19 protein-coding genes are annotated in these 20225 nt (G+C 32.8%); 16 read left to right on the top strand and 3 right to left on the bottom strand.

What is annotated here, in order from left to right:
* Positions 1-117: 117 nt before the first annotated feature.
* The 7 genes from BM319_RS19055 (at position 118) to BM319_RS19025 (ending at position 7767) form a co-directional block, all read left to right on the top strand.
* Positions 118-993, top strand: coding sequence for an NAD-dependent epimerase/dehydratase family protein (locus BM319_RS19055; RefSeq protein WP_091024188.1), 876 nt, complete (start codon positions 118-120; stop codon positions 991-993).
* Between the two features lie 374 nt (positions 994-1367).
* On the top strand, positions 1368-2798 hold the full coding sequence (locus tag BM319_RS19050) for a GntP family permease (RefSeq protein WP_091024186.1): 1431 nt from the start codon (positions 1368-1370) through the stop codon (positions 2796-2798).
* Positions 2799-2840: 42 nt separating this feature from the next.
* Positions 2841-3542: a CoA transferase subunit A gene (locus tag BM319_RS19045; RefSeq protein ID WP_091024184.1), complete on the top strand. Its 702-nt coding sequence runs from the start codon at positions 2841-2843 to the stop codon at positions 3540-3542.
* 12 nt (positions 3543-3554) lie between these two features.
* Positions 3555-4211, top strand: coding sequence for a 3-oxoacid CoA-transferase subunit B (locus BM319_RS19040; protein ID WP_069033866.1), 657 nt, complete (start codon positions 3555-3557; stop codon positions 4209-4211).
* A 30-nt stretch (positions 4212-4241) separates the two neighbouring features.
* Complete coding sequence (locus BM319_RS19035) at positions 4242-5018, top strand: 3-hydroxybutyrate dehydrogenase (protein ID WP_069033888.1); 777 nt, start codon at positions 4242-4244, stop codon at positions 5016-5018.
* An 87-nt stretch (positions 5019-5105) separates the two neighbouring features.
* On the top strand, positions 5106-6524 hold the full coding sequence (locus tag BM319_RS19030; RefSeq protein WP_069033865.1) for a sigma-54 interaction domain-containing protein: 1419 nt from the start codon (positions 5106-5108) through the stop codon (positions 6522-6524).
* A 52-nt stretch (positions 6525-6576) separates the two neighbouring features.
* Positions 6577-7767, top strand: a complete 1191-nt coding sequence (locus BM319_RS19025) for an acetyl-CoA C-acetyltransferase (RefSeq protein ID WP_091024182.1) — start codon at positions 6577-6579, stop codon at positions 7765-7767.
* Positions 7768-7988: 221 nt separating this feature from the next.
* Here the strand turns inward: BM319_RS19025 and BM319_RS19020 are convergent, their stop codons facing one another.
* Both BM319_RS19020 and serC read right to left on the bottom strand, forming a co-directional pair.
* Complete coding sequence (locus BM319_RS19020; RefSeq protein ID WP_025568524.1) at positions 7989-9149, bottom strand: phosphoglycerate dehydrogenase; 1161 nt, start codon at positions 9147-9149, stop codon at positions 7989-7991.
* Positions 9146-10240 (bottom strand): 3-phosphoserine/phosphohydroxythreonine transaminase, encoded by a 1095-nt coding sequence (gene serC / locus BM319_RS19015; protein ID WP_025568525.1) that lies wholly within the window; start codon positions 10238-10240, stop codon positions 9146-9148. Before serC ends, BM319_RS19020 begins: the two co-directional genes overlap by 4 nt.
* A 259-nt stretch (positions 10241-10499) precedes the next feature.
* Here serC and BM319_RS19010 point away from each other — a divergent pair, with 259 nt between their 5' ends.
* The 9 genes from BM319_RS19010 (at position 10500) to BM319_RS18970 (ending at position 19024) form a co-directional block, all read left to right on the top strand.
* Positions 10500-11384, top strand: coding sequence for an HD-GYP domain-containing protein (locus tag BM319_RS19010; protein ID WP_025568526.1), 885 nt, complete (start codon positions 10500-10502; stop codon positions 11382-11384).
* Between the two features lie 864 nt (positions 11385-12248).
* Positions 12249-12665 carry a MerR family transcriptional regulator gene (locus BM319_RS19005; protein ID WP_025568527.1) on the top strand — a complete coding sequence of 139 codons (417 nt, stop codon included), beginning with the start codon at positions 12249-12251 and terminating at the stop codon, positions 12663-12665.
* A 163-nt stretch (positions 12666-12828) separates the two neighbouring features.
* Positions 12829-14145, top strand: coding sequence for a hemolysin family protein (locus BM319_RS19000; RefSeq protein ID WP_025568528.1), 1317 nt, complete (start codon positions 12829-12831; stop codon positions 14143-14145).
* A 381-nt stretch (positions 14146-14526) separates the two neighbouring features.
* Positions 14527-15408 carry a hemolysin family protein gene (locus tag BM319_RS18995; protein ID WP_025568529.1) on the top strand — a complete coding sequence of 294 codons (882 nt, stop codon included), beginning with the start codon at positions 14527-14529 and terminating at the stop codon, positions 15406-15408.
* A gap of 667 nt (positions 15409-16075) precedes the next feature.
* Entirely contained in the window at positions 16076-16873 is a 798-nt protein-coding gene (locus BM319_RS18990) for an amino acid ABC transporter substrate-binding protein (RefSeq protein ID WP_025568530.1), read from the top strand.
* Complete coding sequence (locus tag BM319_RS18985; RefSeq protein WP_025568531.1) at positions 16860-17546, top strand: amino acid ABC transporter permease; 687 nt, start codon at positions 16860-16862, stop codon at positions 17544-17546. Before BM319_RS18990 ends, BM319_RS18985 begins: the two co-directional genes overlap by 14 nt.
* Before the next feature lie 14 nt (positions 17547-17560).
* Entirely contained in the window at positions 17561-18295 is a 735-nt protein-coding gene (locus BM319_RS18980; protein ID WP_025568532.1) for an amino acid ABC transporter ATP-binding protein, read from the top strand.
* Positions 18296-18485: 190 nt separating this feature from the next.
* Positions 18486-18695, top strand: coding sequence for an alpha/beta-type small acid-soluble spore protein (locus tag BM319_RS18975; protein ID WP_025568533.1), 210 nt, complete (start codon positions 18486-18488; stop codon positions 18693-18695).
* Between the two features lie 77 nt (positions 18696-18772).
* A complete protein-coding gene (locus BM319_RS18970; protein WP_025568534.1) occupies positions 18773-19024 on the top strand; it encodes a hypothetical protein in 252 nt (83 codons plus the stop codon).
* 48 nt (positions 19025-19072) lie between these two features.
* Here the strand turns inward: BM319_RS18970 and BM319_RS18965 are convergent, their stop codons facing one another.
* Positions 19073-20170: an ABC transporter ATP-binding protein gene (locus BM319_RS18965; RefSeq protein ID WP_025568535.1), complete on the bottom strand. Its 1098-nt coding sequence runs from the start codon at positions 20168-20170 to the stop codon at positions 19073-19075.
* Between the last annotated feature and the right edge of the window lie 55 nt (positions 20171-20225).

The following is a 20225-nucleotide window of genomic DNA, read 5'->3' as shown; positions in this document are numbered from 1 at the left end:
TAAATAGACTACTAGAAAAATAAACTTGATAAAAGAAGATTCGTATATAAAAAAGGTATTTTGCAGTTTTATGGCGAATTATTAATATTGGGTATTTTTTTGTTTGGAGGTTAAAAAATGAAAAAGGTTTTAGTATTAGGTGGTACAAGATTTTTCGGAAAACGACTTGTTCATAAATTAATCGATAAAGGCTATAATGTTTCAATCGCAACAAGAGGACTAACAGAGGATGACTTCGGAGATCGAGTAAGTAGATTTATAATCGACCGACGAAATCCTGAAACATTAGCTAGTTTAAGTAATCTAAAATGGGACCTTGTTTATGATAATATTTGTTATACTCCAAATGAAGCGAAGGAAATTTCTAAACTATTAACGAATCATGTTGGAAGATATATTTTCACTTCGTCTTTAGCGGTTTATGAAACGGGATTAAACCATGTTGAAACTGATTTCGATCCTTACAATTATCCTATTAAGTATAACAATGATAATGAATATTCTTATGCGGAAGGGAAGCGTCTTTGTGAGGCTGTTTTATATCAAGAAGCAAATTTCCCAGTGTATGCGGCTAGATTCCCGATCGTATTGGGACCGGATGATTATACAAAGAGATTACTCTTCCATGTTAATAAAATTTCAAAAAATGAAGAAATAATCATATCTGATTTAAACAAAGAGATGACCTTTATCGATTCTGATGAAACTGCAGAGTTTTTACTTTGGTTAGGGGAAAATGAATCGATTAAAAGTGGTCCTTTTAATGCGTGCTCTAATGGTGAAATAACATTTCAAGAAATAATAAACATGTGTGAAAAGGAAACTGGAAAAAAGGCTATTATTAATTCTAATGGTGCAGTCGAACATCAATCACCTTTTGATGCTTATAGCGATCAATCATTGAGTAATGAGAAAGCTAAAAAAGAAGGGTTTCAATTTTTAGAGGTACATGATTGGATGGAAAATTTAATTCATCATCATTGTTCGCTATAAAAAGTTCATAAAATGTTCAAAAAATAAAATTCCGAATTTCTGGAATTTCCAGGTTTTCGGAATTTTATTGAGGTGAAATTCCGGAATTTTGGAAAAAACTTCGATAAAAATAATTGAAAATTATAAATTAACTTAATATTATTAGAATTATAAAATAAATTTTCATAGTGTAGACAAAGTCCCAAATAGATTAAATACGGTCTTTCTAAAAACTCATAATAACTTGGCATACTATTTGCTTGTTTTATTAGCAGAAGGAAAATCCCTTGAAAGGAGCTAAATACAGTAAATAGTGGAATTCAAATTCAAAAATGAATTTGAATGAAAGCGTTATCAAAAAAGTGCCAATACGTAAAGATAACAAGGAGGTTATTATGGAAATCTTAATTATTTTATTAGCATTAGGACTTTTAATGTTTGTTGCTTATCGTGGGTTTTCTGTCATTTTATTTGCACCAATTTGTGCTTTATTTGCAGTACTTTTAACTGAACCAAGTTATATTCTTCCATTTTTTAGTAATATTTTTATGGAAAAAATGGTTGGTTTCATAAAGCTATATTTTCCTGTATTTTTACTTGGTGCAATTTTTGGTAAAGTCGTTGAAATGTCTGGGATTGCTGAATCAATCGCAAAAACGATTATTCAATTAGTTGGAGCAAAAAGAGCTATTTTAGCGATTGTATTAATGGGAGCCATTTTAACATATAGTGGGGTAAGCTTGTTTGTTGTTGTATTTGCTATTTATCCATTTGCTGCAAACTTATTCCGTGAAGGTAATATTCCAAAACGACTAATTCCTGGAACAATTGCACTTGGTGCGTTTACATTTACGATGGATGCATTGCCAGGTACACCGCAAATTCAAAACGTTATTCCAACTACATTTTTCAAAACAGATATTTATGCTGCACCATTTCTAGGTATTTTAGCAGCTGTTTTTGTACTTGCAGTTGGTCTTTGGTACTTAGAATCAAGACGTAAAAAAGCAGAAAAAGCAGGTGAAGGTTATTTAGGATTTAATGGAGAACTAGCTGCTGCAAATGAAACTCAAACAGAAGTTCCTACATTAACGACCAATACTCCTACACCAGTTTTAAAACAGATTCTAGCATTTGTTCCACTATTATTAGTTGGATTTTCAAATAAATTTTTTGTTGTTTCATTCCCAAAATGGTATCCAAAGGAATTTGACTTTAAATCAATTGGACTAGAAGCTTTTGGGGTTGTTCAAATTCCTGCAGTTGTTGGTATTTGGTCAGTTGAATGTGCTTTAGTTATTGGGATCCTTTCAGCGATGATTTATGGCTATAAAAATATGCGTACAAATCTAAAGACAGGTATGAATGCAAGCATTGGTGGAGCACTTCTTGCTTCTATGAATACTGGTGCTGAATATGGTTTTGGTGGAGTAATCTCTGCTTTACCTGGATTTGGAATGGTCAGTAAAGGAATCTCTCATACATTTACGGATCCATTAGTAAATGGAGCTGTGACGACTACAACTTTAGCAGGTATTACAGGTTCTGCATCAGGTGGTATGGGTATTGCACTCAGTGCCATGTCTGATAAATACATCGAGGCAATTAATAAATACAATATTCCGCCTGAAGTAATGCATCGTGTTATTTCGATGGCATCAGGTGGTATGGATACTTTGCCTCATAATGGTGCAGTCATCACATTATTAGCTGTAACTGGTTTAACACATCGCCAGTCATATAAAGATATTTTTGCAATAACAATCATTAAAACAGTTGCAGTATTCTTAATCATTGCAGTATTTAAACTTACAGGACTTGTTTAAGAATGTTAAACTACTAATCTTACTTTTGAAGGGAGCAAAATAATGGGCAAGAATAAGGTAATTACTTCAGTTGAAGAGGTTGTTTCACAAATTCATGATGGAGCTACGATTATTGTCGGTGGCTTTGGTCTTTGCGGTATTCCTGAAAAAATGATTTTAGCATTACGAGATAAAGGGACAAAGGATTTAACAATCGTAAGTAATAACTGTGGAGTAGACGATTGGGGTCTTGGTCTTTTATTAGCAAATAAACAAATTAAAAAAATGGTTTCTTCATATGTTGGAGAAAATAAAATTTTTGAAAAGCAGTTCTTAAGTGGAGAACTTGAAGTAGAGCTTGTTCCTCAGGGGACTCTAGCTGAACGTATTCGTGCAGGCGGTGCTGGAATCCCAGGATTCTACACAGCAACTGGTGTAGGTACACCAATCGCAGAAGGAAAAGAACATAAAGTATTTAATGGAAGAACTTATTTATTAGAAGAAGGGATCGTAGGGGACTTTGCATTTGTTAAAGCTTGGAAAGCTGATAAGCAAGGGAATCTAATTTTTAGAAAAACTGCTCGTAACTTTAATCCACTTGCAGCAATGGCTGGAAAAATCACAATTGCAGAAGTTGAAGAAGTAGTAGAAGTTGGCCAACTTGATGCTGATGCAATTCATACGCCAAGCATTTATGTACAACACGTGGTCCACGGTGAAACATACGAAAAACGAATTGAACGTAGAATGACTACAGGAGTATAGGAGGCTAATAACATGAAAGATATTCGTCAATTAATTATTCAAACTGCGGTTAAAGAAATTCAAGATGGTATGTATGTAAACCTTGGAATTGGACTACCTACTTTATTAGCAAACTATCTTCCAGAAGGAATTGAAGTAATGCTACAATCCGAAAATGGTTTACTAGGTATTGGACCATACCCTAAAGAAGCTGAACTAGATGCTGACTTAATCAACGCAGGTAAAGAAACAGTAACTGCGGCTAAAGGAGCTTCTTATTTTGATAGCGCTGAGTCTTTTGCGATGATTAGAGGAGGCCATATTGATTTAGCTATTTTAGGTGGTATGGAAGTCTCAGAAACTGGTGATTTAGCTAACTGGATGATCCCTGGAAAAATGGTAAAAGGTATGGGCGGTGCGATGGACTTAGTAAATGGTGCTAAGAAAATCGTTGTAGTGATGGAACATGCAAATAAATACGGAGAAAGTAAAGTTAAAAAAGCATGTACTTTACCACTAACTGGAAAAAGCGTAGTTCATAGACTGATTACTGAATTAGCCGTTTTTGATTTTACAGAAAATGGAATGGTTTTAGTAGAATGCGTTGGTGGAGCAACGATTCAAGAAATTACTGAAAAAACAGAGGCTACATTTACAATTAGTCCGAAGTTATTAAATAACGTGAACTAATCTTTAAAAGGAGGCAAACCAATGCAGCAAATGCTTTCTGAGAAGGTTGCACTGATAACTGGTGCTGGTAGTGGAATTGGTTTTGAAATTGCTAAAACCTTTGCAGAGCAAGGAGCAACAGTTGTCTTAACCGACCTAAATGAGGAAAATGTTCAAAAGTCAGCTACTTCATTACAAGAGCTAGGGTTTAATGCGATTGGTTATGCTTGTGATGTAACAAATGAAGAACAAGTAGTTGACACGTTTCGTAAAGTAATCGATCAATTTGGTGAATTACATATTTTAATAAACAATGCTGGTTTACAATACGTTTCATCAATTGAAGATTTCCCAACTGAAAAATTTGAATTACTTATTAAGGTCATGTTAACTGCACCTTTTATTAGTATTAAACATGTATTTCCAATTATGAAAAAGCAAAAATATGGTCGCATTATTAATATGGCTTCTATCAATGGATTAATAGGATTCGCTGGTAAAGCTGCTTATAATTCTGCGAAGCATGGCGTTATTGGTTTAACAAAGGTTGCTGCATTAGAAGGTGCAAGTGACGGTATTACAGTCAATGCAATCTGCCCAGGCTATGTTGATACACCTTTAGTTCAAAACCAATTGGCTGATTTAGCAAAATCAAGAAATGTACCAATTGAAAGTGTAATTGAAGAAGTAATTTATCCATTAGTACCTCAAAAAAGATTACTTACAGTAAAAGAAATAGCAAATTATACAGTATTTCTTGCTAGCGAATTTACTAGTGGGGTTACAGGTCAAGCGAATGTAATAGATGCAGGATATACAGTTCAGTAGGAAAAGAGGAAATGTTGTTTGAGCAGGGGGAGATTCCTGCTCTTATCCTTTCTAGAACCCTACTACTTTAAGTGAGGTATCGTATGAATGAATAGTATGTTAGAGAGTCTTCCTTTTGATTGGATTTCCGAAATTATTAATCTTGCAACTGAGTGGATTGTTGTCGTTAATCGTGAAGGAAAAGTTTTGTATATGAATGAATCGTATTGTGAGTTTGTTGGGCGTTCTGCTGATGAAGTGATTGGTATGCCTGTAGTAGATGTTATTGAAAACTCTAGAATGCATATAGTCGCTAAAACCGGTCAGGCAGAGGTAGCGGAGATCCATCCAATAAAAAATACAGAAATGGTAGCAAATCGTTATCCACTCTATGTGGGTGATGAATTAGTAGGTGCTGTCGGAACGGTAATGTTCCGAAATGCGCAAGATTGGATTGAGTATTCTAAGAAAGTAGAACCTTTAGTAGAAGAATTAAACTATTATAAAAGAAAATTTGAGAAAGAATTAAATAGTAAATATAGCTTCAATCAAATAATTGGTGATACGCCAGTCTTTAACGCTACAAAAAATTTAGCAGAGCAAGTATCTGCAAGTTCATCTGCAATCTTACTTTTTGGTGAATCTGGTACAGGTAAGGAATTGTTTGCACATGCAATTCACGATGCTAGTCCAAGAAGAAATTTTCCATTTGTACGAGTAAATTGTGCTTCCATTCCAGAGCATTTACTAGAATCAGAGCTTTTTGGTTATGAAGAAGGTGCTTTTACAGGTGCAAAAAGAGGTGGGAAGAAAGGGAAATTTGAGCTTGCGAACCGAGGAACGATATTCCTAGACGAGATTGGTGATATGTCCTTGCATATGCAAAGTAAATTACTAAGAGTACTTCAAGAAAGAGAGATTGAAAGAGTTGGTGGAAGTTCTCCTATTTCCATTGATGTAAGAGTCATTGCAGCTACGCATCGAAATCTTGAGAAGATGGTAGTATTAAAAGAATTCCGTCAGGATCTGTATTACCGCTTAAATGTAATTAAAATAGACATTCCTCCACTTAGATCAAGGATAAATGATTTACCTCTCATAGCAGATTCGTTAATAAAAAAACTCGAAAGGAAATTTCATCGAAACGGAATTCAAATTTCAAATGAAGTTTTACAAATTCTTAAGTCACATCATTGGCCAGGAAATATTCGAGAACTAGAAAACGTACTTGAGAGATGCATAAATGTCCTAAATGGCAAAGTGATTACACCAAAGCAATTACCTCTTTATTTGTATGAAAATCCAACCAGTCAAAAAAATACAGTCGAATTCGAAAAAAATGTATCTCAATTAAACAATCAAAATACCATAAAATCATTAAAAGAAATGGTTGAAGAGACCGAAAAGGAAGCAATTAAGAGAGCTCTAATTGAATCTCAAGGTAATAAAATTGAAGCTGCAAAATTATTAGAAATAAGCAAGTCAACTTTTTATGAAAAATGTAAAGCTTATAACATAAAAAGTTAAAAGATTTCATGTGATTTGGTTATTTAGGATGAAATAAAAAGGGGGAAATAAAATGGGTGAGAACGTTGTAATTGTTAGTGCTGTTAGAACTGCAATCGGAAGTTTCAGTGGTACATTGAAAGATGTAAGTGCAGTAGAATTAGGCGCTAAAGTTATTAAAGAAGCGATTAATAGAGCCGGTATTCAAGAAAACCAGGTTGATGAAGTCATAATGGGGAATGTACTTCAAGCTGGTTTAGGTCAGAATCCAGCAAGACAATCAGCATTAAAAGCAGGACTCCCAAATACTGTCTCAGCAATGACAATAAATAAGGTTTGTGGTTCTGGATTAAAATCAGTCCATTTGGCAACTCAAGCAATTATAGCAGGAGATGCTGAAATTATCGTTGCTGGCGGTATGGAAAATATGAGTCAATCACCTTATTTACTTAAAGGTGCAAGAGATGGTTATAGAATGGGAGATCAAAAGATTGTTGATAGTATGATTGCAGACGGACTATGGTGTGCGTTTAATGATTATCACATGGGAAACACAGCTGAAAACTTGGCTGTTCGTTATGAAGTTTCGAGAGAAAAACAAGATGAGTTTGCGGTAAATAGCCAACAAAAAGCTGAGAATGCAATTAATGCCGGTAAATTTGAAGATGAAATTGTTGCGATTGAAATTCCACAAAGGAAGAAGGACCCAATCATCTTTAAACAGGATGAATATCCAAAATTTGGCGCTACTGTAGAGAAAATTTCAGCCCTAAGACCAGCCTTCGAAAAGAATGGAACGGTTACAGCAGCAAATGCCTCTGGTATAAATGATGGCGCAGCAGCAGTTGTAATTATGAGTGAAAGTAAGGCAAGAGAACTAGGTATTAAACCATTAGTAAAAATAAATGCAAATAGTAGTGCAGGCGTTGATCCGAGCATAATGGGAATTGGAGCAGCATTTGCAGCAAAAAAAGCACTTGAAAAATCATCGATTGAATTAAGTGAAATAGGCTTGATTGAAGCAAACGAAGCATTTGCTGTGCAATCGCTTTCTGTCATGAAGGAATGCGGATTTGATGAAAATATTGTCAATGTAAATGGAGGTTCGATTGCACTCGGACATCCAATTGGTGCAAGTGGAACTCGAATACTAGTTACATTGATACATGAAATGAAGAGAAGCGAGACACAGTACGGACTTGCAACCCTATGTATTGGTGGAGGAGAAGGCGTTGCGACAATTATTGAAAATTGTTTTGAATAAATAATAAGTAAAAGGCGGTAGGACTCTTGTAATGAGACCTACCGCTTCATTGTGTAGACAAAAAACACAAAAACACAAAAAATCTGAGTTTCAGACTGATTGCAAGCGCTTGTCTTTCGAGGCGCGAAGCCTGGTGAGGAGCGGAGTTACCCTAGACGGTAATGAGCACCGCTCAACAGGCGAAGTAACGAAGAAAGCGAGCGTTTGTCAACAGTCTGAGGTTAGATGATTCTTACTGAAATAACACCCTCAATATCTTTTAACAGCTGTTCAACTGGACCATTGATCGTTTCATCAAGGTCAATCATTGTATAAGCAAAAGCACCTTTACTTCGGTTAAGCATATCAGCAATATTTACTTGATAGTTTGCTAGTAATCCTGTAATTTGACCGACCATATTTGGAATGTTTTTATGCGCAATCGTAATACGTTTTTTGCCTGTATAAGGTAATTCTACATTTGGAAAATTAACAGAGTTCTTAATATTACCTGTTTCCAAATAATTTTTTAATTGTTTTGCAGCCATTCGGGCACAGTTTTCTTCTGATTCAGCTGTTGATGCTCCTAAATGAGGAATTGGAATGACATTCTTCATGCCAATCACTTTTTCATTTGGAAAATCTGTCACATAAACTCCTACAGTCCCATTATTCAGCGCATATTCAAGCGCAGCATCATCTACTAATTCAGAGCGTGAGAAATTAAGTAATCTTGATCCCTTTTTCATGCCTGATAAAAGTTTTTCATTCACAAATGCTTTTGTTTCAGGTGTTAAAGGCACATGGATTGTTATATAATCGCATGTTGAAAAAATCTGCTCTAAATTATCGATTCGCTGCACATTCCTAGATAATCGCCATGCAGTTTCGACTGAAATATAAGGATCATAACCATATACTTCCATATCTAATGCAAGAGCGTCATTTGCTACAAGTGCACCAATTGCACCTAAACCAATAATACCTAATTTCTTTCCTGCAATCTCTGCTCCTGCAAATTCTTTTTTACCAGCTTCTACAATTTTGGATACATTTTCTTCACCAAATAAAGAACGTGTCCATTCAATTCCTTCAATAATTCGTCGTGAAGAAAGAAATAAACTTGTCAGAACTAGTTCTTTAACTGCATTTGCATTTGCACCAGGCGTATTAAATACAACAATTCCTCGTGAAGTACATTCATCAATTGGAATATTATTTACACCAGCGCCAGCTCTTGCGATTGCTTTAACACTGTTTGGTATGTTCATTTCATGCATACTATGGCTTCTTAAAAGAATTCCATCTGGTTCATTTAATTGATTGTTAATTGAATAGTTTTCCAAAGGAAATTCTTTTATTCCGTGCTCAGAAATATTATTCAATGTTTGAATTTTTATCATCTTACAATCTCCTCTACTATTTTCTTTTCAAATTGACTCATAAAATGAACTAATTTCTCAACGCCTTCTAATGGCATCGCATTATAAATACTAGCTCGCATTCCCCCAACTGATCGATGACCCTCAAGGTTCACCAAGCCGGCTGAATTTGCCTGAGCAAGAAATTGCTTATTTAATTCATCAGAAGTTGATGTAAATGGAATATTCATAAGTGATCTGTTCTCTTTCTTAACTGGTGAAGAGAACAAGTCAGATTGATCGATAAAATCATATAACAATTGAGCTTTTAAAAGATTAGTTTGATAAATAGAATTTAATCCACCTGATTCTTTAATCCATTCTAAAACTAGCTTCGCTACATAAATGCTGAATGTAGGAGGTGTATTATAAAGTGAAGAAGCTTCTACATGTGTTTTGTAGTCGAGCATTGTTGGACAATTTTTATCTGCACTTCCAATGAGATCTTCTCTAATAATGACAATTGTTAATCCTGCTGGACCGATGTTTTTTTGAGCACCAGCATAAATTAAACCAAATTGAGACACATCAATTGGTTCAGAAAGAATATTTGAAGAAAAGTCTGCAACTAATGGAGAATTTGTTTTAGGGTAAGTTGAGTATTTTGTCCCCTCAATCGTGTTATTCGTTGTAATATGTAAATAATCGTATTGTTCAAAAAGGGCTAAATCTTCTAAATTAGGAATATATGAAAAATTTTCATCCTCAGACGAAGCGATTACATCAACATCTCCATATTTTTTTGCCTCAGAGATTGCTTTCTTTGACCAAGTTCCTGTATTAATATAAGCAGCTTTTTTATACTTACTTAATAAGTTCAATGGAATCATTGAAAACTGAGTTGATGCTCCACCTTGTAAAAATAACACTTTATAATTTGATGGAATTTCTAAAAGTTCACGTAATAAGCTTTCACATTTCTTAATAATTCCTTCAAACTCAGCCGAACGATGACTCATTTCCATAACTGACATACCAGAAGTACCATAAGAAACTAGTTCTTTTTGTACTTTTTCCAATACTGGAACAGGCAAGACAGATGGACCAGCGGAGAAATTAAAGACGCGTTCCATAATAATCATCCTCACTTGTTATTTTTATAATATTCTTACTTTAAACCACCGATATACGTTGGTCAATAAAAGATGAAATAAAATAATAAAAATTTCACAAAAAATTTTAATATTCTAATTAGTGAAAAGGCAATGGTATTGATCGAAATGAATAAAAATAAAAAATTAAGTTGGTTAATACTTTGATTGATAAATAAATATGCATGTTCTAGAAGATAATGGAAAAATTAATAGGTATATTGTATTTAAGGGAGTTTAAATGATTTCTAAATGGTTTAACAATCCAGTTTATTTTCGTTATGCTTTTTACATTTCTTTTGTGGTTAGTGTCTTATTCAATCTAATTTCTTCTGTAAAAAATGATAGTTTTTACTTTCTGTACATGCTTAATACTGTAATATTTGGTCTCGGTTTTTATAACCGTCCTCATTGGTTTATCATTTTGGTTTCTACAATAATAGTGCTTGCTAGATACTATTTAGTTCCCCAGGCAGGGCACATTATTAGCTATCTAATTACATACTACTTGATCGCGTACATATCAGTCGGTTTAATGAAACAATATCAGAAAGTTAAAACAGGATCGATTGAGTTAATATTAGCTCTTTCAAAGGCGTTAGATTCCAGAGACAACTACACTGCACATCACTCAGAATGTGTTGCCAATATTGGTTATAAAATTGCAAAGAAAATGAAGTTATCTCAAAGTCTATGTGCAGTCATCCATCAAGGGGGGCTATTACATGATATTGGTAAAATTGGAATTCCGGAGCATATTTTACTGAAGGACGAGAAATTAACTGAGGATGAATATAATACAATTAAAAAACATCCTGTGATTGGATATGACATTATTAAGCATATTGATATTTTTAATGAAAATGGCATTTTTGATATCGTTTTATATCATCATGAACGATACGATGGAAAAGGATATCCGGAAGGGTTAAAAGGTAATCAAATTCCTTTAACTGCTAGAATTGTAGCAATAGCCGATAGCTATGATGCAATGATCTCAAATCGATTATATCGTAAGGGGATGTCTTTAGACGACTGCTTAAAGGGAATTGAAAAGAATAAAGGAATCCAATTTGATCCTGAAATTACGGATGTTTTCCTTAGCTTATTTGATTTAAGAGAATGAAATAATACATAAAAATGGAGGGTGTCCCAAAAGATGGGGACACTCGTTTTTTGGTATATCAATATAGATTTGAAAAAATTTATAGAAGGAATCATACGAATTAAAGGCTGAGTTGAAAATAAGGAGAATATTTGTGCAAATAAAAGATGAAAAGGTACAAAAAAAGAAGGGACTGCAATTAAAATCTGAGAATCGCAATTAAATTTAGGAAAACTGCAATTAAAATTAGAAAACCGCAAATAAAATTAGCAAAACCGCAAATAAAATTAGCAAAACAGCAATTAAATTTCAATGAATCGCAAATAAAATAAAAAATTACCCATACCAGTTAAGGTATTATGTGTTGGGAAATGTTCATTAGTAGATACTTTCAAATGGAATTAGCAAATATACCTCTTATTCGAATAATAATCTGATAAAAATCTGCTTAATATCAATAAAAAAGATTAATCATAACGACTGCAAATGACAAGATACCCCGATAAAAGAGAGTAGTCTAATTAAATTAGACTACTCTTTAATTATTTTTACCACTTGTATTATTAATGTTGTTTTTCATTGGTATTATCAATCAACAAAAAAGGTTAAAAAGATTGGAGTGTAAGGTGCTCGACTCCTATGGGAAAAGCGGGAAGCTTGAGACCCCACAGGCTTGCAGAGGAGGCTCAAGTCTCGCCCTATGGAAAGCGAGCATCCTGAAGCGGAAATCAACGTACAAACTTCTTTAAAACAACAATGATTATTCAAAAATCTATAATAATATGTATTTCAATACCATATTTATGACTTTATTTGTAGAACTGTAACGTTTGACTGTATACTTTCTAAATTATATAATAGAAATATTATTTAAAATGGGGAGGGTTGTCACTTGGGATCGAGTATCGCATTGGTGAGTTAGCTGAAATAGCTCAAGTTTCAAAAAGAACAATTGATTATTATACAAAATTAGGGTTACTAGAAGCAAAACGATCAGAATCAAACTATCGATATTATTCCAAAGAGGCAATTGAGACTCTCAGATTTATTGAACATTGTAAAAAAATGAGAATATCCTTAGAAGAGATAAAAGATTTACTGCAAACTAATTATAATCAAAAAAATTGTGTTTTTGAACAAATTCAACAAATATCAAATCAAATTATTGAGCTTGAAGCTAAATTAGCTCAATTAGTACCAGTGATATCAGATATGAATGATTGTGAAAAAAATGCTTTAGTCGATTCATTATCACATCATACATTTCCGTTATTTGAAACATTGAAACATTTTGTAAAATAATGACTAAATTAATTTTAAAACTTAACAATTTATTAAACCTATAAAATATGTATGTTTTACTAAATTATGGTAATCTATTAAGTAAGTAAAATAATAATTTTATATTTTTGTAGATTGAAATTCTCAGGAGGTGAATACTCGAGTAATATACTCGAGTTCGTCATTGGACATAGTTAACTTGTTTATGATTGCAGTTTTAATCGCACTTACAGCTTTTTTCGTAGCAGCAGAATTTGCGATAGTGAAAGTTAGATCAAGTAGAATTGATCAACTAGTAGCCGAAAAAAAGCGAGGTGCAGTAGCTGCTAAAAAGGTTACGACGAGTTTGGATGAATATTTATCAGCTTGTCAATTAGGTATTACGGTTACAGCTTTAGGATTAGGTTATTTAGGTGAGCCAACGTTTGAGCATCTTATACACCCAGTCGTAGAATTTCTTGGATTAAACGGAACAATCGCTACAACTATTTCGTTTATTTTAGCTTTCTCATTTATGACATTTATTCACGTTGTAATTGGTGAGCTAGCACCTAAAACGGTTGCTATTCAAAAAGCTGAATCGATCACACTAATACTTTCTACCCCACTTATTGTTTTCTATAAAATAGCTTATCCATTTATTTGGGCATTAAATAGTTCTGCAAGATTTTTTACAGGATTATTTGGAGTTAAGCCAGCATCTGAATCAGAAGAAGTTCATACTGAGGAAGAATTGAGAATTATTTTATCAGAAAGCTTTGAAAGCGGAGAAATTAATCAAGCTGAATATAAATATTTAAATAATATTTTTGAATTCGATAACCGTCTTGCAAAAGAAATTATGGTCCCTCGTACTGAAATTATCGGTTTATATGCAGAAGACCCAATTGAAGAACAAATTGAAATAATTAAAAACGAAAAATATACACGTTACCCAGTTTTTGGTGAAGATAAAGATGATATATTAGGTATGGTTAATGTAAAAGACTTTTTTATTCGCTATCTTGATGGAAAAGTTGAAAAAACATACGATTTCGCAAACTATACTCGCCCAGTTATTCAAGTAATTGAAACAATCGCTATCCATGATTTATTATTGCTAATGCAAAAGAAACGTATTCCACTTGCAATACTGTATGATGAATATGGTGGAACAGCTGGATTATTAACAATGGAAGATATTCTTGAAGAGATTGTTGGGGAAATACGTGACGAATATGATGATGATGAAAAACCAGCTGTTCAACATATTTCAGAATCACATAAGATTGTGGACGGAAAAGTATTAATTACTGAAATTAATGATTTATTCGGTCTATATGTTGAGGAAGATGATGTTGATACAATTGGTGGGTGGATTTTAACTCAAAATCACGACATCCAACAAGGTGAATCTGTTATATTTGAGGACTTTGAATTCAAAGTTGTTGAATTGGATTCACACCAAGTTAAATTGGTTGAAATAAAAAAAAATGAATTAATTCAAGCAGTAAAATCATAAAGATCAGATGAAAAAGAAGGATAAAGGCATAAGTCTTTATACCTTCTTTTTTTGTTATCCGCTAGAGTGTTATACTTTGTACAATAATTCACAAAACGTTAACAACTTACAACTCCAATTCAATTCATTTTATTATAAAATAAGGTTGTAAGGTTGAATTGAGCAGAAGTTCAAATTCTTCTACTAGTTATGTTATTAACTATTTCATTCAGCTTATTTTTTAATCGTTTCGTACAAAACCTCATTTCCCCCCTCTACTTTCTAAAGTAAGAGGCTTTTTTTTGCATAATTTTACCTTTATTGAATACATATAAATTAAATATTTGTAAAGGATTGTCGATAGTTAATAATTTAAAAATTTGTTATAGGGGTGTGAAGTGCTTGTCAGATGCTCCCTCGGGAAATAGTATAAAAGATTTTTTTAACTTTATTAACCGACTTTTTTTAAAGGAATCAAAGGATCGAAAAAATGTAGATTCAAAAGAAAAACATCTTTTAACTCATAATTATTTGTTTGATGTTGTTGAAGAGGAACAATTTAACTTGTACGAAGATGAATTATTTTTAAGAACAATCACTTTTAAAGAAAAAAAAGTAAATGACATTTTGACACCCCGAACAAATGTGGTAGCGATTGATATAAATGAATCTGTAGACTATATATGTAATTTGTTTTTACAAGAACGGTATTCTAGAATCCCGGTTTATGAGCAGGATATTGATCATATAATTGGTGTAATTTCTGAAAAGGAATTTTTAACTCAACAAATACAAAAGCAAACAGTTAATATTCATGAACTGATTAGAGAGCCGATTTTTGTTATGGAAACAATGAAAATTTCTACAGTGTTAAAAATTCTTCAAAAACAAAATGCACATCTAGCTATTGTTATGGATGAATTTGGAGGAACTTCTGGTATCGTCACGCTTGAAGACATAATAGAAGAACTCGTTGGCGAAATTAGAGATGAATTTGACGAGCAAGAGGATGATTTTTTCCAAATAAATGAGAATGAATACCAATTCCAAGCCTCAATTGACTTATCGAGTTTTTTTAATCGATTTAACATAAAAAAACCTAGTAGTAGATATTTAACATTAGGTGGATGGTTATTTGAAAGTTTTAAACATATACCAAAAAATGGAGAATTACTTCAATATAAAAATTTAACCTTCATCATTAAAGAAGTTCAAAATAGAAGAATACAAAGTGTAATTGTAAAAATAAACCAACAAAATTTGCAAAGTAAACTCGGGTCTTAAGAGCCGAGTTTTTTATGTGTTGAAATACAGTCATTATTGAAAAATAGAACAATAGGTGAAATTGGATCAAGTTTTGAACTTTATTGGTATAAAAATGAGTTTTATATATGTGACGCTAAAAGTATGAGTAAAAAGTTTGAATCGTTCTTTGACCTTAATATTTTGAAGAGATTAATGTATATTAATTTTTTATCTTTCTTTTACTCTATTCCATCAAGATTCGTGAAAACTTATTTGAAGAGTGTAATACACTTCCTCTTAATGGAATTTTTAAACGTTTTAAATTTTACACTTTTTTTGATGAATAAGTTGATTGGAACGAAGGGATGCTCGACTCCTATGGGATATGCGGAAAGGCTAAGACCCCGCAGGCTCGCCGAGGAGGCTAAAGAATCTCGCCCCATGGAAAGCGAGCATCCCGTAGTGGAAATCAACCACATATACTTATTTGTATATGATTAATTTTTTCGAACTAAAAACAAAGTGAAATACTCAGTTTTTAGAAATTGGGCTTTTCAGTTATAAAAATAGAATTAAAATGGCAAAAAGAAAAATAATAAAAATATAAGATTTTTTTGTTGTAATTTTTTAATACATGCAATATATTTAAGACACACAATTCAAAACAAACAATTCCGATAAGGTTAAGGGAGATTAAAGAATGAATATTAAGAAAATTGGTTTAACATTAGGTTCGTTATTTTTAGCAGCAGGTGTTATGGCAGGCTGTAATACAAATAAAAAAGAAGAAACTGCAAAAGGAAAAGATTTATTAACTCAAGTGAAGGATAGCGGAGAGTTAAAAATTGGTACTGAAGGTACATATGCACCTTTCACGTTCCATGATAAATCTGGTAAATTAACAGGCTTTGATGTTGATTTAGCAAATGAAGTTGCAAAACGTCTAGGAGTAAAACCAAAATATTTTGAAACTCAATGGGATGCAATGTTTGCAGGTTTAGATGCAAAACGTTTTGACATCATTGCAAATGAAGTTGGTATTAGAGCAGATCGTGAGAAAAAATATTATTTCTCTGATCCATATATCACTTCATCAGGTGCATTAGTTGTAAAATCAGATTCAAAAGTTAAATCATTTAATGATATTAAAGGTTTAAATGCTGCTCAATCTTTAACAAGTAATTATGGCGATTTAGCTAAAAAATATGGAGCTAAATTAGTTGGAGTAGAAGGATTTAGCCAAGCAATTCAATTAATTGAATCTGGCCGTGCTGATGCTACAATTAACGATAAATTATCAATTCAAAACTATTTAAAAGAAACTGGTGACAATAAAGTTAAAATTGCAGCTTTAGAAAATGATGCTTCTAACAGTGGATTTATGTTCCGTAAAGATGATGATTCATTAGTAAAAGCAGTGAACAAAGCACTTGCAGATATGAAAAAAGACGGAAAGTATGATGAAATAGTACAAAAATGGTTCGGTAAAGATGGACTTAAATAGTATATTCAGCCAAGAAAATTTAACCATTGCGAAGGATTCTTTCCTTCCAATGGTTAAAACTGCTTTAATCGGTACTATTCCATTAACAATTATTACTTTTATAGTTGGTATAGTTTTAGCATTTATTACCGCTCTTTTCCGTCTATCAGGTAATAAATTCTTAAATGGTGTAGCCAGATTTTATGTTTCAATTATTAGAGGAACACCTCTTTTAGTACAATTATTTATTATTTTTTATGGATTACCTTCAATAAATGTAACAATATCACCTTATATTTCTGCTATTATTGGTTTTTCATTAAGTGTTGGTGCATATGCATCTGAAATTATTAGAGGATCAATCCAGTCGATTGATAAGGGGCAGTGGGAAGCTGCTTCATCAATAGGCATGACATATAATCAAACATTAAAACGAATTATTATTCCTCAAGCGGCGAGAGTTTCATTACCGCCATTATCAAATACCTTTATAAGTTTAGTAAAAGATACTTCTTTGGCTTCCTTAATATTAGTAACTGAGATGTTTAGAACAGCTCAGGAGATAGCTGCAACTAACTATAAATTCTTAGTTGTTTATACAGAAGCTGGAATCATCTATTGGATAATCTGCTTCTTCCTTTCAATCATTCAAGGTCGATTAGAAGCACGAGTTGCACGCTATGTTGCTAAGTAAGGGAGGAAGAACTTATGATAAAACTAGAAAACATTAAAAAAAGTTTTGGTGAATTAGAAGTATTAAAAGATGTAAGCTTAAATGTAGAAAAAGGTACAGTTACAGCTATTATTGGCCCTTCTGGTTCTGGGAAAACTACATTTTTAAGATGTATTAATATTTTAGAGCAACCGACAGATGGAAAAATAACAATTGATGAACAGACAATTGATTTTTCAAATAAGGTATCAAAAAAAGAAATTATTTCTTTAAGAAGTAAAACAGGTATGGTTTTTCAACAACATCATTTATTTCCTCACTTAACAGCGTTAGAAAACGTTATGGAAGGTTTAGTAACAGTACAAAAAGTAAAAAAAGATGTTGCAAAAAAGAAAGCAATTGACATACTTACTAAAGTTGGATTAGAAGAGAAAATAAATTTATTACCTCATCAACTTTCAGGTGGTCAGCAACAGCGTGTAGGGATTGCTAGAGCGTTAGCCTTAGAACCAACAGTCATTTTATTTGATGAACCAACTTCAGCATTAGATCCAGAGCTTGTACAAGAAGTTCTAAAGGTAATGAAGGAGTTAGCCGAAGAGGGAATGACAATGATTGTCGTTACACATGAAATGAAATTTGCTCGAGATGTAGCGGATGAAGTCATTTTTATGGACGGTGGTTATATTGTTGAACAAGGTCATCCTAAAGATGTTTTAGAGCATCCTAAACATGCAAGAACAAAACAATTTTTACAATTAATACAGTAATTTTTAGATAAAATATTTTATAAAGTAGTGTAGAAAACTAGTACTAGATGTTGATCTAGTGCTTTTTTTTATGTAAAAAAGTAGAAAAACAAATTAAATTGTTTTTTCCAAAATTTACATTAGCTAAACATACATATGTTAATCGATTAGAGTCATACTATCATTACACTACTTAAGGAGGTGAGACAACATGGCAAACAACAACAGCGGAAACAGCAACAACTTAGTAGTACCTGGTGCTCAATCAGCATTAGATGCAATGAAGTATGAAATCGCTTCTGAGTTTGGAGTAAACTTAGGTCCTGATACTACAGCTCGTGCTAACGGTTCTGTAGGTGGTGAGATCACTAAACGTTTAGTTCAAATGGCTGAACAAAGCTTAGGTGGTTATTCAAAATAATATCTATGGCTAATAAGGGATGGAGATTAATCTCCATCCTTTCTTAATGAAGTAAATGAGATTGGAGTGAGCTTTTTATGGATGGTATTTGTCCACTTTGCAATGGAATTGAACAGTATAAACTAAAATGCCCTATTTGTGAAAATCATTGTGAAGATAAAGGCAGAGCTGTTGATTACGAAGATAAATATAGTCCATATTTAGATTATGATATTTCAGCAAAAGCTGATGGATTAACTGAGCAAAATTCAAATCAGTATTGTACTCATATGTTTAATTGTCCAGATTGTAACGAAGGTTTTCTTAAAATTATTGAGAAAATAAAATAACGCAGTACCAATTAAAATGGTACCGCGTTATTTTAATTCATTTTTAAATTATCGGATACGAGACTCTGTATCTTTATCAAAGAAATGAACTTTGTTCATATCTACTGCTAATTTAATTACTTGACCATGTGTAAATGTTGAACGTGCATCTAATCTTGCTACTAATGTATTTCCTTCAAAATTAGTGTAAAGCATTGATTCTGCTCCTAAAAGCTCAGCTACTTCAATTTTTAAATCAAGAACTGTACCTTGAGATGCTTCGATAAAAACAGGTTCGTCATGTAAATCTTCAGGTCGTACACCTAAAATAACTTCTTTTCCAATATATCCATTATCGCGTAATGTTTTCATTTTTCCTTCAGGTATAGCAACTTTTTTGCTGCCTAAGTTAAAGTGACCATCTTCAACTTTACCAGAAACAAAGTTCATTGCAGGAGAACCAATAAATCCACCAACGAATACATTTTCAGGGCGATCATAAACTTCCTTTGGTGTACCTACTTGTTGAATAATACCATCCTTCATTACTACTAAACGTGTTGCCATTGTCATTGCTTCTGTTTGATCGTGTGTTACATAAATTGTTGTCGTTTGAAGACGTTGATGTAATTTTGAAATCTCAGAACGCATTGCAACACGTAATTTAGCATCTAAGTTTGATAAAGGCTCGTCCATTAAGAATACTTTTGCATCACGTACAATTGCACGACCAAGAGCTACACGTTGACGTTGTCCACCAGATAAAGCTTTTGGTTTACGATTTAAATATTCCTCAAGACCTAAAATACGTGCAGCATCTTTTACACGGCGATCAATTTCTGCTTTGTCAAACTTACGTAATTTTAATCCGAAAGCCATGTTATCATATACTGTCATATGTGGATATAATGCGTAATTTTGGAATACCATTGCAATGTCACGATCTTTTGGTTGAACATCATTTACACGCTTACCGTCAATAAAGAAGTCACCTTTTGAGATATCTTCTAAACCAGCGATCATACGAAGTGTTGTTGATTTACCGCATCCAGAAGGACCAACGAATACGATAAATTCTTTGTCTTCAATGTGTAGATTAAAATCTTTTACAGCTGTTACGTTATTATCATAAATTTTATAAATGTGATCTAATTTTAATTCTGCCATTAGTATTACCTCCAACTATTTGTAATCGGTTTCATTGATTAAATTGTAAACATTT

Origin of the sequence: Bacillus sp. UNCCL81 (assembly GCF_900112535.1) — a bacterium.
Taxonomy (GTDB): domain Bacteria; phylum Bacillota; class Bacilli; order Bacillales; family Bacillaceae_G; genus Gottfriedia; species Gottfriedia luciferensis_B.
This window is presented reverse-complemented; position numbering and strand designations above follow the sequence as displayed.

Bases quoted from the DNA above. Each gene is read 5' to 3' on its own strand.
- BM319_RS19055 (WP_091024188.1), top strand. From the start codon at position 118: ATGAAAAAGGTTTTAGTATTAGGTGGTACAAGATTTTTCGGAAAACGA.
- BM319_RS19050 (WP_091024186.1), top strand. From the start codon at position 1,368: ATGGAAATCTTAATTATTTTATTAGCATTAGGACTTTTAATGTTTGTT.
- BM319_RS19045 (WP_091024184.1), top strand. From the start codon at position 2,841: ATGGGCAAGAATAAGGTAATTACTTCAGTTGAAGAGGTTGTTTCACAA.
- BM319_RS19040 (WP_069033866.1), top strand. From the start codon at position 3,555: ATGAAAGATATTCGTCAATTAATTATTCAAACTGCGGTTAAAGAAATT.
- BM319_RS19035 (WP_069033888.1), top strand. From the start codon at position 4,242: ATGCTTTCTGAGAAGGTTGCACTGATAACTGGTGCTGGTAGTGGAATT.
- BM319_RS19030 (WP_069033865.1), top strand. From the start codon at position 5,106: ATGAATAGTATGTTAGAGAGTCTTCCTTTTGATTGGATTTCCGAAATT.
- BM319_RS19025 (WP_091024182.1), top strand. From the start codon at position 6,577: ATGGGTGAGAACGTTGTAATTGTTAGTGCTGTTAGAACTGCAATCGGA.
- BM319_RS19020 (WP_025568524.1), bottom strand. From the start codon at position 9,149: ATGATAAAAATTCAAACATTGAATAATATTTCTGAGCACGGAATAAAA.
- serC (WP_025568525.1), bottom strand. From the start codon at position 10,240: ATGGAACGCGTCTTTAATTTCTCCGCTGGTCCATCTGTCTTGCCTGTT.
- BM319_RS19010 (WP_025568526.1), top strand. From the start codon at position 10,500: ATGATTTCTAAATGGTTTAACAATCCAGTTTATTTTCGTTATGCTTTT.
- BM319_RS18985 (WP_025568531.1), top strand. From the start codon at position 16,860: ATGGACTTAAATAGTATATTCAGCCAAGAAAATTTAACCATTGCGAAG.
- BM319_RS18980 (WP_025568532.1), top strand. From the start codon at position 17,561: ATGATAAAACTAGAAAACATTAAAAAAAGTTTTGGTGAATTAGAAGTA.
- BM319_RS18975 (WP_025568533.1), top strand. From the start codon at position 18,486: ATGGCAAACAACAACAGCGGAAACAGCAACAACTTAGTAGTACCTGGT.
- BM319_RS18970 (WP_025568534.1), top strand. From the start codon at position 18,773: ATGGATGGTATTTGTCCACTTTGCAATGGAATTGAACAGTATAAACTA.
- BM319_RS18965 (WP_025568535.1), bottom strand. From the start codon at position 20,170: ATGGCAGAATTAAAATTAGATCACATTTATAAAATTTATGATAATAAC.